Source organism: Rossellomorea sp. GCM10028870 (assembly GCF_042666755.1).
In the GTDB taxonomy this organism is placed as follows: Bacteria; Bacillota; Bacilli; order Bacillales; family Bacillaceae_B; genus Rossellomorea.
The window spans coordinates 1,722,578-1,738,593 of the sequence record NZ_JBHTGN010000001.1; the positions used below are offsets into that span (position 1 = coordinate 1,722,578).

Here is a 16,016-nt window from a genome sequence, read left to right on the forward strand (position 1 = left end):
TTCAATGGTACCATTCAATTCATATGGAACATTCTGAAAGTTTAATTAAATAGCGTACGCAACTCTTATCAAGAGCTGGCTGAGGGATTTGGCCCTATGAAGCCCAGCAACCGACCATAATACCGTATTAAAACGGGGCGCAGTAAGCGCCGGATTGACTAATCCAGTAAGGCACGGTGCTAATTCCAACAGAAAGATTATCTTTCTGAGAGATAAGAGGCGACGAAGATACCTTCTTCAAGCCTCTTTCGAACATGGAAAGAGGCTTTTCTAATGCCACGGAAAAGCCTCCATAACACTGTACTCATAAGGGTGTACTAAAAGGAGGAACGAAAATGGCAATTACTAAACTCAATACGTATCAACCACTAACTGAACAGTCGGCAATTGTGCTGGCCATTCGTTTAAGAATTTTTGAAGATGGAACTCTCTTGACATGTAAAGAAATAGGAGACGGCAACTTAAACTTGGTATTTCATGTAGTAGAGAGTGAAACAGGTAAAGGAATCATTATTAAGCAAGCACTTCCCTATGCAAAGGTTGTAGGGGAAAGTTGGCCATTGACAATCGAACGGGCAAGAATCGAAGCCGGTGCTCTAAAGCTTCAACGATCATTTGTAGGGGATCTGGTTCCTGAAGTGTACTACTCAGATCCTGCACTTGCGATTACGGTAATGGAGGATTTGAGTGCACTGACGATTGCCCGGGCAGGCCTTATCAAAGGGGAAAAGTATCCACAGCTCTCCCAAGACATCGGAACTTTTTTAGCCAATACACTGTATTTCACATCTGATTATGCCCTTCATCCTTTCAAGAAAAAGGAATACGTGAAAGAATTTTCAAATCCTGAGCTATGCAAAATTACTGAAGATCTCGTATTTACTGATCCTTTTTTCAATAGTGAAACCAATGAATTTGAGGAAGAGTTATCTCAAGATGTTCAAAAATTATGGGAAGATTTCACTGTAAAGCTTGAGGTGGCAAAATTGAAAAAGAGCTTTCTGACTGAAGGGGAAGCGCTGCTGCATGGAGACCTTCATACTGGTAGCATCTTTGTAGATCAGAACCAAACAAAAGTGATCGATCCCGAGTTCGCCTTTTATGGACCGATTGGCTTTGACATTGGACAATTCATTGCAAACCTCATCTTCCAGGCGGTTTCAAAACCTGAAGAGAAGGATACGATTCTCCATCACATCCAGAATACCTGGAACGTCTTCTCTACGACGTTCTCCAAACATTGGATGGAAAGCCGAGATGCCTACACGAAAGTAAATGGCTACCTTGAATATGTATTGGAGAAAAGCTTTCAGGACAGCATCGGCTTTGCAGGATGTGAATGTATCAGAAGAACCATTGGCCTTGCTCATGTTGAAGATTTGGAGAGCATCGCTGATCAGGAACAAAGAATAAAAGCTAAACGTACTTGCATAGCTCTTGGAAAAGAACTGATCGTGAAACGCAAACAGATCCAGTCCATTGAGGGACTCATATCCTTAATACAGTCACATTCTTAATGAATAAAGGAGATTGACATGACACAAACACTTACAATTCCAACTTCACTAGAGTGGCATGAAGATTATTTACTGATTCTAAATCAACAAAAACTGCCTAACATAGTGGAATACAATAAACTCTCGACCATTGAAGATTATTATGATGCGATTATCACCCTAAAAGTGAGAGGGGCTCCTGCTATTGGCATCACGGCGGCTTACGGATTAGCCCAAGCAGCCTGTCAGTATGAAGCGAATACCCTAGCAGAATTCATGGACCTCTTTCATCGGGACAAGAAATACCTCATTGAATCACGGCCTACTGCAGTCAACTTGGTTTGGGCTTTAAATCGCCTGGAAAAGGTATTAGAGCATATATCTTCGGTTAATGAAGCCAAAACCAATTTACTCCATGCTGCAATCCAACTTCATGCAGAAGACGAGGCAGTATGTCGTTTAATAGGAGAATATGGATTAAGTATATTGAAGGACAAACATAAGGTGATGACCATTTGTAACGCAGGTTCCATTGCAACGAGTAAATATGGGACGGCATTAGCCCCATTTCATTTAGGAAGAGAAAAAGGAAAAGCTTTTCAGGTTTACGCATGTGAAACGCGGCCCGTTCTGCAAGGGGCACGACTGACTGCTTGGGAATTACAACAATCCGGAGTTGACGTCACCCTCATCACCGATAGCATGGCGGCTCATACAATGAAAGAAAAAGGTATAGAAGCAGTCATCGTTGGTGCTGATCGCATCTCTGCCAATGGGGATACCGCAAATAAAATCGGAACGTCCATGCTTGCCATTCTGTGTAAACACTTCAATATTCCTTTTTATGTTTCTGCTCCATCCTCCACATTCGATCTTTCAATCCGAAACGGTAATGAGATTCCGATTGAAGAAAGAACCCGGGAAGAGATCACAACAGTAGGTGGAACATTGATTGCACCAGAAAACGTTCCTGTTTATAATCCCGCCTTCGATGTTACTTCTCATGAGTTGATTACAGGCATTATAACGGAAAAAGGTGTTCTCTACCCTAGCTTTGAAGAAAGTATTCAACAAACCATCGGTTAAATCCAAAGGAAGAGCAGGAGATCCCTCCTGCTCTTCCTTTTACTTCCTTGCTATTTCTCATACAGTTTTGACGATGCCCACATCTCCCTCGGGTTCACTTCGTATATGCCATTTTCCCGATACATAAACTGATGAATAATAAATTCTCTTCTCAGGGTTGCAAAGTCCTCATGAAATTGTTGAATATATTCATTCAAATCTTTTTCCTTATATTTTTCTCCCACCTTTAATCCTTCCACCATATGTTCCAATATAAATAATTTCTTTTTTTGTTGAGAAGGAATATTTTTGATTCGTCCATTTTTCTCAAGGAAATTATTCTTTACCTTCTGTTTTTCTTTCAATAACTTCTCTGACATCACATTTTCCCCTTCCTCTTCCTGAGCAAACTGATGAAGAACATTTCCATGATGACTCAAAACCTTTTTATTCAAATAGTAGTAAACCGTGTTCTTCTCTCTTCGTGAATAAACAAGATTGCACTCTTTCAGTTTCGTTAGATGATGGGATATTGTCGGGGCAGTGAGTCCCAGTTTTCCCGCAATGGCTCCCACATGTAAGCTTTCAGATGCCAGTAAATAGACAATCTTGATTCGGGTAGCATCACCCATCGTTTTATGAAAAGCTACCTGTTTACTTAATTGCAAAAGGTCTCCTCCTCACTATTTAGATTACCATCTAATTAGATGGTAATCTAAATAGGGTTGTAATTCAATCACTAATTATAAAAGGTTCTTTTCTTAAACTTTGTTGCTTTTGAAAAAGCGAGTAGTGGGTTGATTTCCGCTCCAGGTGCTCGCTTTCCGCGGGGCGTGAGTTGAGCCTCCTCGGGCTTTGCCCTGCGGGGTCTCAACTTTCCCGTTATTCCCGCAGGAGTCGAGCACCTTCCGCTCCAATCAACTTTCTAAGTGTGAGTTTCTTACTCTAGACTAATATAAATATCATAATTGTTTAGAATACAGCATTTTTCAAAATGTACAGTAGATTTTAGCTGGTATAGGACAAACTGTTTCATTCAATTGTTTATTAGCATAAATAAGCTGTGTCACGAAAACTCTTATACATGGTGAGGGCTGCGTAGACTCCATTTTGGTCGTTCTGAGACCCCGTTCGGCTAAGCTGAGGAGGCTCGGCCGAATGCTAGCTGCAAGTGGAGCAGTTCCCTCACCACCTAGTACACGCTAATTGACAGAGCCCTGAAGAGCTTATGTTAAAAAGCAACAATCTTTGAGAAAAGAGCGGTATAAAAAAACAGGCAACCTCCATTTGGAGGATGCCTGTTTTTCATTCTATTGTTCTAACAACAATAAGGTTTCTTTCTTATCCACCTGCTTACCGGCATAGCCTGTAAGTGTTTTATTCTTTCCAATGACCCGGTGACATGGGATGATGATGGGGAAACGATTGGCTTTATTCGCTTGTCCTACTGCCCTTACAGCTTTAGGTCTTTGAATCGCTTGGGCTACATCCTGATAAGACCAGGTTTCACCAAATGGAATCTGCTGCAGGATTTTCCATACTTCTTTCTGAAAAGCTGTTCCTTCTATCTTTAAAGGAAGATCAAATTCCCTTCTCTCTCCTTTAAAAAATTGTCTGATTTGTTCTTGTGCAATTTTTAATATCGGATGATCCGTATCAGAATCCGCTTTCCCCTCATCTTCTATAAACTGTACTGAAATAAGATAGCTCTGATCTGCTTGAAGCTCTAGTTTCCCAATTGGGCTCTCCATCACAATTGCATGAAATGACATTATACTGGACTCCTTTAAGATTTAGGTAGATAAATGTGGAAGATGGTTCCTTCTCCGACGATACTCTCAACCCGAACGCTTCCTTTATGCTCTTTAATAATTTTAAAGCTTACCATTAGGCCAAGTCCAGTCCCCCGTTCCTTCGTAGTATAGAACGGTTCGCCAAGCTTTTTAATTTTATCCTTTGAAATCCCGCCTCCCTGGTCTTTTATTCTAATATGAATCATTTCATCCTCTGTCTCTTGAATCTCGATGGAAATAACCCCACCGTCCGTCATTACTTCAATCGCATTCTTGATCACATTAATGAATACCTGCTTTAACTGATTTGGTTCTGCAATGATGGTAGAGAGATTCTTTTGGTAATTCTCCTCGTACTGCACATTGTGCATAACTGCCTGAGCACTTAATAGTTCAACCGTATCTTTCATGATCCTTATTAAATTCGTTTCTTGATATTGAATGGCCTGCGGCTTTGCTAATACTAAAAACTCAGTAATGATCGATTCAATTCTCTGAAATTCAGAAGTTATTACATTAAAGTACATTTCATGATCTTTACCTACACTATTTTCCAGCAGTTGAATAAAGCCTTTAAGGGCGGTCATCGGATTCCTGATTTCATGGGCAATCCCTGCAGCCAGCTCCCCAACTACACTCAATGTATCTGATTTCCTTAACTGCTCCTGCATTTCAATTTGTTCGGTAATGTCACGAATGATCGTTAGATTTAAATTAGAGAGCAAATTATACTTGGATGACAACTCAACGTATTGAACCTTATCTCTGTGGGAAGTTAACGTTTTTAAAAACGTTGCCTGTCCGTCTTCTTTTAATTGTTTTAAGTACTCATCATATGACTCGTCACCAGGTTCAATATTCAATATCTCGCGTACATCTCTACCGATTAAGTGATCTTTCTCGAGTGTAATGATTTTACTCACTTCAGGATTTGCATCTACAACAACATAATTGTGATTGGTAAGGAGCAGACCATCCAGTGACCCTTCGAAAATCTTCCGGAACCTCTCCTCACTCTCTCGTAATTCCTTCTCCATTTGATATCTTTCACTAACATTCCGAAAGATCGTCATGTTATAGCCATCAACGGAATGAAGCTTTGAAGTGAATTCCAAATGCTTCAACTGATTGTTAGGCATGAGAAACAATACTTCATCCCTTACAGCACCGCTCCTGTTTAACTGTTCCATGACTAAATCAAACTTTTGGCTTTCTAAAGGGTAAACAAAGTCCCTGATTCTCTTCGAAAGAAGTTCTGAAAGTGAGCATTCAAAGATCTTCATGGCAGAAGAATTGGCTTTTAATACCCTACCATCCTGATCCCATAGCACAATGGCATCAATCGCTTCTTCAAATAAACCTTTAAATAACTCTTCGTTTCGCTTTAATTGAATCTCCATCTGTCTCTTCTCGGTTACATCTCTAAGGATGGCCATATGAAGTTTATGATGCACAAAGGGACTTGTCGTAAATTCCACAATCGAAATGCTGTGTGCTTTTTTTATCGGAATTTCTCCACGTGCTTTTTTATTTTGAGAAATTAGCTCTTTTATCTTTTCAATCTTATAATGGGCATTTTTAGGGATAAAGGAGCTTATGTTCCTGTTTGTGATTTCTTCCTTGTCCAATCCCACTTGTGAACTGAACGCCTGATTCACGTCATTGATATTTCCTTCAATATCAAAGAGAACGATTCCTTCTGATGCATTCTGGAAAATATTCGATAACAAATGAACATTCATATGATCTTTTCGCTCTTTTTCCTTTAGTTCTGTTACATCCTTGAAGTAGAGATAAGCATTAGGAGAAATGGTCGATTTTTTGAGCAAGAGCTCAATATGAATGATTTTCTTATCGGTAATATTCATTAAGGTTTCATCTTCAAGGGTTTTCCCTGTTTCCATCACTTCCTTGTAATGAGCTACAATCGGTGCAGGAACAGAAGAGAAAAAGCCGCTGAACAGCTTCCCTACAATCGATTCACAAGTTGTCTCGAGCGTTTCACATGCTTCTCCATTGGCAAAGACAATTTTCAACTCTTTATTGATCACGAACATCGGCATGGGTGATGCTAAGCAAATTTCCCTATCGACGGGATGACATTCTTCCTTATTCAACTCTTTCTGCAATTTACTACTATTAGTCATTTCCTCATCCCCCTACTATTTTAAAAAGACGACTATTGGCTCAAATCATTATAGAGTTCGCATAGCTCACCATACTTTTGGTGATAATTAACAGTGAAATTCATGTTTTACTCATTGTATCCTAGGGTAAGAATGAATTAGGATAAATCTATTCTAAGAGATGGTGAAGATATGAAACAGCGTGACTATTACTTCGACAATGCCAAATTCATTTTGATCTTCCTGGTTGTATTTGGACATTTGATCCGGTCCTATATAGAAAGCGATCCATTTATCCTTTCTCTGTACAAAACGATTTACACCTTCCACATGCCAGCCTTTATTCTAGTGGCAGGGTTTTTCGCAAAAGGATTTTATAAAAAGGGATATATTCAAAAACTGGCCAAAAAATTAATTCTTCCTTACATTGTGTTTCAATTGATCTACACGGTGTATTATTATTTTCTTTATCAAAAATCAACATTTGAAGTCGATCCCCTTAATCCACACTGGTCATTATGGTTCCTCATCAGTTTATTCTGTTGGAACGCACTATTGTATGTTTTCATCAAGTGGTTTAAGTTCAAGCCCGGCATTGGATTGACAATCGCTTTTTCCATTGGGCTGCTTGTAGGTTTTGCTGATGTGATTTCAAACTATCTTAGCCTGTCCAGAACATTTGTTTTCTTTCCGATTTTCCTGATGGGCTATTATTTGGAGAAGGAGCACTTCGAATATTTTAAAACGAGTAAAGCACGTATAGTGGCAGGTACATTATTTATTCTCGTATTTTTGGGAATGTATTTCATCCCTGAATTCTCCGATAAATGGTTACTTGGCTCTAAGCCTTATGGAGACTTCGAAGGGAACAACGCCATTAGTTTAGCTGTCAGGGCGTTTGTTTACTTGCTGAACGTTGTGATGATCTTTAGCTTCTTTACCTTTGTCCCTACTAAGAGAAGGTTTTTCACAAAATGGGGCAAAAATACGCTATATGTATACTTGCTGCACGGCTTTCTTATCCGCTTATTCCGCGAAAGCCAGCTGAAGGATACAATTGATCCCACTACGAGTTTATTAATCTTGCTCGGTGTATCATTGGTTCTGACAATGATTTTCTCGACAAAGTTTTTCACAAGCATAACGCAACCGATAGTGGAGTTTAAATCAACCAAACTCCAGAAACTTCTTTCAAAAAGAGAAATGAAAACAAGATAAACCTCACTAGAAAGGGCTGACCCAATATCAGACACGGGTCAGTCCCTTTTCATGAGTATCTATTCTCTTAAGGTATATATTGATCATCTTCTACACATTTTTCAAAAAACTATTTATTTTATTATACTATTCGTAACTTTTCCTTAAATTCCTTCTAATACTTACAATAAATTTAAATACATTCTAGACAAACATTGAGCTTTCTCTCTTCCTTAGATAAAATGATAATCAGTACGGTTTGGATTAGATGTACGAACAACACGTATATGTTGGAAAATATGGTTTACAAGGGTTCACATGGTCCATCAAGTGAGCTTAGTATAAAAGGAGCTTATTTATGAAGAAAGTCGTTTTAAGTACGTTAAATGCAAAATATATTCACACCAATTTGGCCATTCGTTGCCTGAAGGCATTTGCAGAGCCTGAACATGAGATAGAATTGGCTGAATACACCATTAAGGATCCCACCCTTAACATCGCCACTGACTTATTCTCGAAAAAACCTGATATCATTGGATTCAGCTGTTACATTTGGAATATCGAAGAGACGATCAAAGTGATCAAAATCCTTCGCAAAATCCTGCCCGAAGTAACCATCGTCCTGGGAGGACCAGAAGTCACATATGATGTTCCCTACTGGCTGGATCGGCTGCAAGACGTTGACTTTATCGTTATCGGTGAAGGGGAAGAATCCTTTAAGCAGTTATTGGATGAACTGAATGGGGATAGGGACTTTTCAAAGGTCCATGGAGTGGCTTACTTAGCAGATGGTAAGCCGGTCATCAAGCCTCAGCAGAATAAAATAGATTTAAGAGAAGTACCCTCACCGTTCCGTTTTCAAGAAGACCTGCCTCAATTGGGTAAAAGGGTTACGTATATTGAGACAAGCAGAGGTTGTCCTTTCCGCTGTCAGTTCTGCCTTTCTTCGATTGAAGTAGGTGTACGCTACTTTGACAGAGAAAAGGTAAAAGATGATATCCGTTTCTTAATGAAAAATGGTGCGAAAACCATTAAATTTGTTGATCGTACATTCAACATTAGCCGAAGCTATGCCATGGAAATGTTTCAATTTCTAATTGACGAACATTTACCAGGTACTGTCTTTCAATTTGAAATCACCGCTGACATTATGAGACCGGAAGTAATTGAATTTCTGAACGAAAATGCCCCTGCAGGGTTATTCCGCTTTGAAATCGGAATTCAATCAACGAATGATGAAACGAATGATCTCGTAATGAGAAAACAAAATTACACGAAACTGACCAGAACCGTTACGATGGTGAAAGATGGAGGAAAGATTGATCAGCATCTGGATTTAATTGCAGGATTACCTGAAGAGGATTACAACTCTTTCCGTAAAACTTTTAATGATGTATTTGAATTGCGACCAGAGGAGCTACAATTAGGATTTCTGAAGATGCTTCGTGGTACAGGCTTAAGAATTCGTGCAAACGATCATCAGTACACGTATATGGACCATTCACCTTATGAAATCCTAGGCAACAATGTATTGACCTTTGATGATATCGTTAGAATTAAACAGGTTGAAGATGTATTAGAAAAGTATTGGAATGATCATCGTATGGATCGTACGATTGAATATTTAGTGACAGAATGCTTTGAAACTCCCTTTGATTTCTTCCAACAATTCGGCTCCTACTGGGAAAACCGTGGTTGGTCAAGAATCGGACATCAACTGGAAGATTTGTTTAAAAGGCTGCAAGAGTTTTTATCTACAGAGACCAGCTATAACATTTCGATGATTGAAGGTCTAATGAAACTGGATTATTTAGAGAATCAGAAGTATAAACCACGTAAACCTTGGTGGACTCATGAACTTACGAAAGCAGATCGATCTGCTATTTATCAATCCTTGCTGGCACAACCATCTATCGCAGGAGAATCTTTCGCTCTCCTAAACTTAAATGAAAAGGAATTGTATAAGCATACACTCCTGGAAACCATTCAATCCCAGGATGGACTAGATCAGTATGTATTAGCTTACTTTGAACCAGCAACCGGTCAATCTACCGTATTTGAGATTGATCGACAATCTGTTTCCCCATAAACAAGAAAAAATGTTAAGCGAATCGCTTAACATTTTTTCTTGTTTTCTTTTGCTTTTGGCTGTTTTTGAGTTACTTCCAGGATCTTGGCTGCATTAACATCTCCAAATTCCTGACCAAATTCTTCGCGAAAAGATTGTTTTTTGTCCTTCATCAGCTTCTACCCTTCATCCCTTTAGAAGAGTTTCTATTCTTCCCCTTAGCTGTATCTTCTCCTTGAGAAAATTCAGCTGAGAATTCTGACTCTTGTTTATTCTTTAATGGCGTTTGGTTGTTTTTTTCAGCAGCATTATACTGTGCTTTTCGTTTCATGTAACTCATCTCCTTTGTTACCCTTACTTTCTCCATTCGTTTCTCTTTCCATTCCCAAAGAGTCCGCGTAAGGTATTCCAATACTAGAAGAAAAAGTCTGAATAAATGAAGCATTTAACCAAAAACTAAGCTAAAATGCTAAATGAGGATATACGATGATACTTGTCTTCTTACTTTGTTATGCACTACTTGGATGGAAATTCGGAAATTGGAAAGATTTTTACAGCTATTATCCAACTTTACTGTTTTTTATTATCGGGGATTTACTATCCCAATTCCTTTTGTATGACTATTCCATGTGGAAATTTCAAACGGTTACAGTATTAGGAGACCACATCAACCTGAATCATACGATCATATCTCTTTGTAAAATGGCTGTTCAATACACCGCCACCATTGCCATCTTTATCGGGAAACTGCCTTCGTCTTTCCGTGGAAAAGTCGCCTGGATTATGTTGTGGACGGGAATTTACGGAATGACAGAAGGCCTTTCTCATATCTTTGGAATGATGACCTATCATAATGGCTGGCATTTTGGCTGGGATATTCTATTTAATATCATGATGTTCACCGTACTCATCATCCATCATAAAAATCCAATTAAAGGATGGATAGTATCCCTTCCCATCATTCTCATCCTTTGGATTTATTTCGATGTTCCCTATTCTGTACTCAAATAAAAAACGATGCTGATTTGGCATCGTTTTTTAATCTATCCAATGATAACTCTTTCCTTGGGATAATGATATTTAGTTGTTTTCTCTTTTCCTCCTATCATAAACAGGAAGGATAGAATGCCGACTCGACCGATAAACATGAGGGCTATAATCACACACTTTCCAATTGATGAAAGGTCAGAGGTGATCCCCAATGATAAACCCGTTGTTCCAAAGGCAGAAGCAACTTCGAAGATTATTTCAATAAGACTGTGATCTTCTGTAATTGTTAAAATAACGACTGATACAAAACATATAAGGACGGCTACCATCGTAACGACCAGCGATTTAATGATGTCCTGTTCGTGTACTTCTCTTCTAAAGATTTTAATCGTTTTATTGCCTCTGGCGAAGTGGAATAAGAACAAAATATTCAGGGCAAAGGTTGTTGTCCTAATTCCCCCACCCACTGAGCTTGGAGATGCCCCAATGAACATTAACGCACTCAAAACAAGTAATGTAGGAGTTGAAAACTCTGCTACATTCATGGTAGCAAGACCGCCACTCCTCGTCGATGAAGATTGAAATAGGGAGTAAAAGAATGATTCATGCCAAGACATACCTGAAAAAAATCGATCATATTCAAACAACCATATAACCAACGTACCGAAAATTAATAATATACCAAATGTAATGGTCGTAATTTTAGTGAATAATGAGAAATGATGTTTGCTTCTCTTCTTGTTCATTAAATAGTCTTTTGTCTCGATTAATACTGGAAATCCAATTGCCCCTAATGTGAGTAAGATGATTGTAATAAATTGGACAAAATAGTCATCTTTAAAAGGGATGAGTGATTGACCGGTTATATCAAAACCAGCGTTAGTCGTAGCACTCACTGAGGCAAAAAGTCCGTGGATGAATGCTTCCTGAAAGCTTTGATAGTAACTCAGGAAATAAACCCCTAAAATAAACGCACCCACTAATTCAATAACAATGATAAGCAATAATATTTGCTTTAATAGATGAACAAGGCCGGATAGATTGGTTTGATTTTGATCCGTCATAATCAATCGACGTTCTTTCAGCCCTATTTTCTTACCTACCAAAAGCCAGAAAAAAGTTCCAAGAGTCATGATCCCAATTCCACCGAATTGTAAGACAAATACCAATAAGAAAATCCCTGTTGTATTGAACGTATCGGCGGTACTTACAACCGTCAAGCCCGTCACACTCACCGCACTGACGGAAGTGAAAATAGCATCAATAAAACTCCACTCTGCGCCGGGTTTATGGGCGAATGGTAAGCTCAATAGAATCGTTGCCACAGTAACGGCAATTAGATAAAAGGTTACAATGACTTGAGCAGGAGTTAATTTATTCAAATTTAATCTTAATTTATACCACATATATGTATTTCCCTTTCAAGGTTATTTCCTTTTCTATCTTAATGAATATGAACGAAGAATGAAAGGAAAAATGGATAATTTCCTATATGTTTATTCTTTCTATAACGACAGCGGCTTAACCATCAAGAAACAGTTACTCATTTTGCACCATACAAACTATACAATTTCGGCGAAATATTACCAGTCATGTTCAAAGAATTAAGACAAATAATAGTACTACAGAAACATCATTGTTTCAAGTCTACTAATAAGGAGGAAACAACAATGGCTAGAAGCAGCAATAAATTACTAGTTCCAGGTGTTGAACAATACCTTGATCAAGTGAAATATGAAATTGCTCAAGAATTTGGTGTAACACTTGGATCAGATACAGTAGCTCGCTCTAACGGATCCGTTGGAGGAGAAATTACAAAACGTCTGGTTAAACAAGCTCAATCACAACTATCTGGACAACAAACTAAATAATAATGGCATGGGGTAGCCGGTTTCCACCAGCTACCCCTTATAAATGAGAACGACCCATTTCATAAATGGGCCGCTGTTTATTAGTCATTATCTTTTTTATTCTGTTTTCTATCTTGGTGTTCATTTTTCTTTTCTTGGTTATCCTTTTCGCGATCTCCACGGTCTTCATTGCCTCTGGATTGATCTATATCACCTTGATTAGAAGAACCATTGTGTTTCCCATTGGACTCATTCCAATTGTGATGGTCAGAGGAATTGCCTTTGCCTTGAGATTGTGCAGGTTTTTCTTGAGGCTTATTTTCATTTGGAAGAGGTTTATCATTTTTTGGATGGTTTTCAGATTTCACAGGTTTCTGCTTCTTCTCTTCAGATGGTAATTCCACCTTTTGATTCTCAACCTTTGAATTCTCCTCTTTCTTCATTCCCTCTTTGAGAACATCTTGGTCATGACTCTCTTCTTCAGGATTTCCTGCTGGTTCCGGTGTTTCAGCTTTTTCACTTTCACGTAATAAAGACCCTGCAGTCATTCCTTTATCAGATGCTTCTTCTCTCATTTCCTGCGATGTTTCTTTCACCGTAATGTTCATGTTGTGGTCTGTGCTATATTCTAGAACAAGCTTGTTTATCTCAGCAACCAAATCATCTTCACGCTGCTCATTTGAATCCTCACTAAATGAAGAGGTGATGAGAACATTTTGATTCTCTTTTAAATATCCCATTTCTTCACATAACAGGAAGATTTCCTTTGTCACTTCACTTACATCCATATCTTCCCAGTCACCCAACTCTTTTAGAAGCACTTTGGCATCTTGATTGTAAGGGATAATCTTTATCACCTGTTGTTTTTTATTCAGGGTCAATTCCATACTTGGGTTGATATCGACAGACACATAAGCATATGCCTGGTTACTCTGTAAGAAAGCACTTGAAAACAGGGTGAGGATGACGATTATAGCAGTTAATAATGCAGTCGATACTTTCCAATTCCATTTAAAAGTTGGTTTGATCTTAACAGGCTCATGATGCAAAGGAAAGAAAGGAATTTCTTCTCCAATTGTATAATGTTGATTGGGCTGTCTTCTTCCCGTCAGAAATTCCCCTTCTGACGTCATCATAACGAGGATATCACGTTTGATTTCCATAATGATCCCTTTTTTCATATCTCTAACCGCCCTTTTAAGTAATCCCGTAAGTACACATAATCTCCAATAAGAATAAGAGTAATGGCAATAATATATTTTCTATTTCTCTCAATTGTTTTTCTACTAACGTTTACCTGCTTCTCTAATTTTTTTATGGGTAACCGTTTCTTTTCAAGGAGGTAATCCAGTAATTCTTTGGAATTCACTACCGTTTTAGCAATGTCAATGGCATTCAGTCTGGCGTCTTCATGCTTAGGTGACTGTTCGACTAGCTCATGAAAGGATAATTTGTAGTGAGAAAGATGTTCTTGGAAAGAGATAATCTCTTCCTGCCTCTTCTTTCCTTCTTGTTGCTTCCCATATTCTTCAACAGAGACAATTTGCTCGATTGTTAAATTCGGGTTCTCTTCATCATCCTCCACCAGACTCATGTCGATGCTCACATCTTGAAACTTCCCGTTTTTTCTGATATAATCAATCACTTTCCGTTTGATGATTACTTCAGAAAAACTAATGATGGAAGACCCTCGCTGATGATTATATTTTAAGATAGCGTCATGAAAGGCAATAAGACCGATGCTAAATTCATCATCACTTTCATAGATATATCGTTTGCAGACTGAAGATACCGTTTTTTTTATAAATGGCTTATAGTCTTCCAAGACTATGTTCAGTAATTGTTCATCACCATTTTGTATTCGTATCGCCATGTCTTCAAGCGTTTGTTTCTTCTTTTGTTTGGCTAGTAAAAATAGTAATACATTTAGCATCAGTCTCACTCCATCCTGCACACTATTATACTCATATGATGTTGATTTTAAAAGGATAATAGAGAGGAAGGGGTACTGCTTAAGTAATCTTTACAGATGCACTCGACTCAGCAAATGTGAAATCACTTTAAGTCCAGTATCCCCTTCGTGACTGACGGGTCATTAGAATACCAGCCTATCCTGAAGCTATTGCTCTTTACTTAGTCTTTATTGTGACCCTTGCCGTTTTCTTTACCGTTTTCACTGTTCTGACCGTGTTGTTCCTGCTGTTTTACAGCTGGCTGTTGTTGTTTCTTTTCTTCTTTAACATCATGACGAGCTTGTTTCTCCTCGTTTTTCACTTGTTTCCGCACTTCTTTTGCTTCTTTTTTCTCTTGCTTTTTTTGTTGCTTTAATACTTTTTCCGCTTCTTTTTCCACGTGCTGAACTTTTACTGGTGCGGTTTTTTCTGTTTCTTCTTTCACAGTTGGACTTGTCTCAGTTTTATTTCCATCTGTATTTTCATCAGACGATGTTTCGGTTGATTCTTCAACCCGAGTTACAGAGTCTTCCTTCATCGATTCATCGGATTCTGTTTCTTCTTTAGCATTTGCTTTTTTCGTCCATTTTTCTTCCAGCTTTGCAAGCTTTTCGGCTAATTTCTTATAGCTTTTTTCAATGTTATTATGAAGAGCTTCTTTCGCTTTAGGGTTCTTCACTTTTTCCATATTCGCTTTAAGTGAAATGATATTTTGTGACATTAATTCTTCCATTTCAGTCATTTCATCCGATTTTTCTTCGGAATCTGCTTCTTCTGGGGTGCCTTCTTCATTACTTTCTTTGGTTTGTTCAGTTTCACTGTTTTTCTCTTCAGTATTCGATTCTTCTGCTGTTTCGCCCTCTAACTCTCCCATTGAATCATCGTTAGAAGCTTCTTCATTCTCACTGTGTGGTAATTCATCTGAAGAGCGTTGAATCATTTCAATGGCATGGTTGATTGCTTCGATAGCTTCTTCTTCTTTTCCTTCTTCAAATAAAGTTTCTACTTCAGCAAGTCTTTCTGCTGCATACTCTGCAAGTAATTTCGCTTCTTTCGCATCATCCATCGTAAAGGCAAGCTTCACTTTCTCTAGAGCAAGCTTAGCAAAATAGAAGAAATCACCAGGAAGTAATGATGGGGTTTCTGTCTCTTCTAGTTTTTCAATTTCTGTTTTAGCAGAATCAATCATGGCTTCATCATTCACTGTAACTCCTGTACTACCCTTTTGCTCAATCGTAACCGTGTCAAACGTTTTTTCATCGTTATTCGCATAAGCCAATGAACCTGAAAAGCTAATAGATCCTGCTACTAATACAGCTAAAGATGATTTCATTAATTTGGAATGTTTTGTCATATGTACACCTCGGAAGTTGAATTTTTATTAGTCGATCGATCGCCTTACTAAAGGAGTTACGTTATGAGAATTTTTTTTGAGGGGGTTTATACAAATAAAAATTGAAAGTTCTTAAAAAGGACGTA

At 38.3% G+C, this 16,016-nt stretch carries 15 protein-coding genes and 1 riboswitch; of the genes, 6 read left to right on the forward strand and 9 right to left on the reverse strand.

Annotated features, from left to right (window positions below; genetic code table 11):
* Positions 1 to 62: 62 nt before the first annotated feature.
* A riboswitch (SAM riboswitch) is annotated at positions 63 to 219 on the forward strand.
* A 116-nt stretch (positions 220 to 335) separates the two neighbouring features.
* Positions 336 to 1,517 carry an S-methyl-5-thioribose kinase gene (mtnK, locus tag ACFQWC_RS08880; protein ID WP_299740437.1) on the forward strand — a complete coding sequence of 394 codons (1,182 nt, stop codon included), beginning with the start codon at positions 336 to 338 and terminating at the stop codon, positions 1,515 to 1,517.
* Between the two features lie 18 nt (positions 1,518 to 1,535).
* Complete coding sequence (gene mtnA / locus ACFQWC_RS08885; protein ID WP_299740435.1) at positions 1,536 to 2,582, forward strand: S-methyl-5-thioribose-1-phosphate isomerase; 1,047 nt, start codon at positions 1,536 to 1,538, stop codon at positions 2,580 to 2,582.
* A 50-nt stretch (positions 2,583 to 2,632) separates the two neighbouring features.
* Here mtnA and ACFQWC_RS08890 read toward each other — a convergent pair whose 3' ends face one another.
* The 3 genes from ACFQWC_RS08890 to ACFQWC_RS08900 all read right to left on the reverse strand — a co-directional run bounded on the left by ACFQWC_RS08890 (position 2,633) and on the right by ACFQWC_RS08900 (position 6,501).
* A complete protein-coding gene (locus tag ACFQWC_RS08890; protein ID WP_341357826.1) occupies positions 2,633 to 3,229 on the reverse strand; it encodes a DUF2087 domain-containing protein in 597 nt (198 codons plus the stop codon).
* Between the two features lie 642 nt (positions 3,230 to 3,871).
* Complete coding sequence (locus ACFQWC_RS08895) at positions 3,872 to 4,333, reverse strand: methylated-DNA--[protein]-cysteine S-methyltransferase (RefSeq protein WP_299740431.1); 462 nt, start codon at positions 4,331 to 4,333, stop codon at positions 3,872 to 3,874.
* A 14-nt stretch (positions 4,334 to 4,347) separates the two neighbouring features.
* A complete protein-coding gene (locus ACFQWC_RS08900) occupies positions 4,348 to 6,501 on the reverse strand; it encodes a PAS domain S-box protein (protein ID WP_341357825.1) in 2,154 nt (717 codons plus the stop codon).
* Positions 6,502 to 6,672: 171 nt separating this feature from the next.
* Here ACFQWC_RS08900 and ACFQWC_RS08905 point away from each other — a divergent pair, with 171 nt between their 5' ends.
* Both ACFQWC_RS08905 and ACFQWC_RS08910 read left to right on the forward strand, forming a co-directional pair.
* The gene (locus tag ACFQWC_RS08905; RefSeq protein WP_299740427.1) at positions 6,673 to 7,698 is read left to right on the forward strand and encodes an acyltransferase family protein; all 1,026 of its coding nucleotides are present in this window, start codon (positions 6,673 to 6,675) and stop codon (positions 7,696 to 7,698) included.
* Positions 7,699 to 8,035: 337 nt separating this feature from the next.
* Complete coding sequence (locus tag ACFQWC_RS08910) at positions 8,036 to 9,766, forward strand: B12-binding domain-containing radical SAM protein (RefSeq protein ID WP_299740425.1); 1,731 nt, start codon at positions 8,036 to 8,038, stop codon at positions 9,764 to 9,766.
* Between the two features lie 26 nt (positions 9,767 to 9,792).
* On the opposite strand, the gene ACFQWC_RS08915 is transcribed toward ACFQWC_RS08910, so the two are convergent.
* Complete coding sequence (locus ACFQWC_RS08915; RefSeq protein WP_258549568.1) at positions 9,793 to 9,918, reverse strand: hypothetical protein; 126 nt, start codon at positions 9,916 to 9,918, stop codon at positions 9,793 to 9,795.
* Positions 9,918 to 10,076 (reverse strand): hypothetical protein, encoded by a 159-nt coding sequence (locus tag ACFQWC_RS08920; protein WP_299740421.1) that lies wholly within the window; start codon positions 10,074 to 10,076, stop codon positions 9,918 to 9,920. The genes ACFQWC_RS08915 and ACFQWC_RS08920 overlap by 1 nt, the downstream gene beginning before the upstream one ends.
* 155 nt (positions 10,077 to 10,231) lie before the next feature.
* Here ACFQWC_RS08920 and ACFQWC_RS08925 point away from each other — a divergent pair, with 155 nt between their 5' ends.
* Complete coding sequence (locus ACFQWC_RS08925) at positions 10,232 to 10,756, forward strand: hypothetical protein (protein ID WP_299740419.1); 525 nt, start codon at positions 10,232 to 10,234, stop codon at positions 10,754 to 10,756.
* Positions 10,757 to 10,788: 32 nt separating this feature from the next.
* On the opposite strand, the gene ACFQWC_RS08930 is transcribed toward ACFQWC_RS08925, so the two are convergent.
* Entirely contained in the window at positions 10,789 to 12,141 is a 1,353-nt protein-coding gene (locus ACFQWC_RS08930) for a TrkH family potassium uptake protein (protein ID WP_299740417.1), read from the reverse strand.
* Between the two features lie 264 nt (positions 12,142 to 12,405).
* Between ACFQWC_RS08930 and ACFQWC_RS08935 the strand changes: the two genes are divergently transcribed.
* Complete coding sequence (locus ACFQWC_RS08935; protein WP_044337619.1) at positions 12,406 to 12,606, forward strand: alpha/beta-type small acid-soluble spore protein; 201 nt, start codon at positions 12,406 to 12,408, stop codon at positions 12,604 to 12,606.
* Positions 12,607 to 12,686: 80 nt separating this feature from the next.
* On the opposite strand, the gene ACFQWC_RS08940 is transcribed toward ACFQWC_RS08935, so the two are convergent.
* The 3 genes from ACFQWC_RS08940 to ACFQWC_RS08950 form a co-directional block, all read right to left on the reverse strand.
* Positions 12,687 to 13,766 (reverse strand): anti-sigma-I factor RsgI family protein, encoded by a 1,080-nt coding sequence (locus ACFQWC_RS08940; RefSeq protein WP_299740414.1) that lies wholly within the window; start codon positions 13,764 to 13,766, stop codon positions 12,687 to 12,689.
* Complete coding sequence (sigI, locus tag ACFQWC_RS08945) at positions 13,763 to 14,518, reverse strand: RNA polymerase sigma factor SigI (protein ID WP_299740413.1); 756 nt, start codon at positions 14,516 to 14,518, stop codon at positions 13,763 to 13,765. Before sigI ends, ACFQWC_RS08940 begins: the two co-directional genes overlap by 4 nt.
* A 200-nt stretch (positions 14,519 to 14,718) precedes the next feature.
* Positions 14,719 to 15,891 (reverse strand): hypothetical protein, encoded by a 1,173-nt coding sequence (locus ACFQWC_RS08950; protein ID WP_299740411.1) that lies wholly within the window; start codon positions 15,889 to 15,891, stop codon positions 14,719 to 14,721.
* Between the last annotated feature and the right edge of the window lie 125 nt (positions 15,892 to 16,016).

Excerpts from the sequence above, each read along its gene's own strand:
- mtnK (WP_299740437.1), top strand. The coding sequence starts at position 336 with ATGGCAATTACTAAACTCAATACGTATCAACCACTAACTGAACAGTCG.
- mtnA (WP_299740435.1), top strand. The coding sequence starts at position 1,536 with ATGACACAAACACTTACAATTCCAACTTCACTAGAGTGGCATGAAGAT.
- ACFQWC_RS08895 (WP_299740431.1), bottom strand. The coding sequence starts at position 4,333 with ATGTCATTTCATGCAATTGTGATGGAGAGCCCAATTGGGAAACTAGAG.
- ACFQWC_RS08900 (WP_341357825.1), bottom strand. The coding sequence starts at position 6,501 with ATGACTAATAGTAGTAAATTGCAGAAAGAGTTGAATAAGGAAGAATGT.
- ACFQWC_RS08905 (WP_299740427.1), top strand. The coding sequence starts at position 6,673 with ATGAAACAGCGTGACTATTACTTCGACAATGCCAAATTCATTTTGATC.
- ACFQWC_RS08910 (WP_299740425.1), top strand. The coding sequence starts at position 8,036 with ATGAAGAAAGTCGTTTTAAGTACGTTAAATGCAAAATATATTCACACC.
- ACFQWC_RS08915 (WP_258549568.1), bottom strand. The coding sequence starts at position 9,918 with ATGAAGGACAAAAAACAATCTTTTCGCGAAGAATTTGGTCAGGAATTT.
- ACFQWC_RS08920 (WP_299740421.1), bottom strand. The coding sequence starts at position 10,076 with ATGAAACGAAAAGCACAGTATAATGCTGCTGAAAAAAACAACCAAACG.
- ACFQWC_RS08925 (WP_299740419.1), top strand. The coding sequence starts at position 10,232 with ATGATACTTGTCTTCTTACTTTGTTATGCACTACTTGGATGGAAATTC.
- ACFQWC_RS08930 (WP_299740417.1), bottom strand. The coding sequence starts at position 12,141 with ATGTGGTATAAATTAAGATTAAATTTGAATAAATTAACTCCTGCTCAA.
- ACFQWC_RS08935 (WP_044337619.1), top strand. The coding sequence starts at position 12,406 with ATGGCTAGAAGCAGCAATAAATTACTAGTTCCAGGTGTTGAACAATAC.
- ACFQWC_RS08940 (WP_299740414.1), bottom strand. The coding sequence starts at position 13,766 with ATGAAAAAAGGGATCATTATGGAAATCAAACGTGATATCCTCGTTATG.
- sigI (WP_299740413.1), bottom strand. The coding sequence starts at position 14,518 with ATGCTAAATGTATTACTATTTTTACTAGCCAAACAAAAGAAGAAACAA.
- ACFQWC_RS08950 (WP_299740411.1), bottom strand. The coding sequence starts at position 15,891 with ATGACAAAACATTCCAAATTAATGAAATCATCTTTAGCTGTATTAGTA.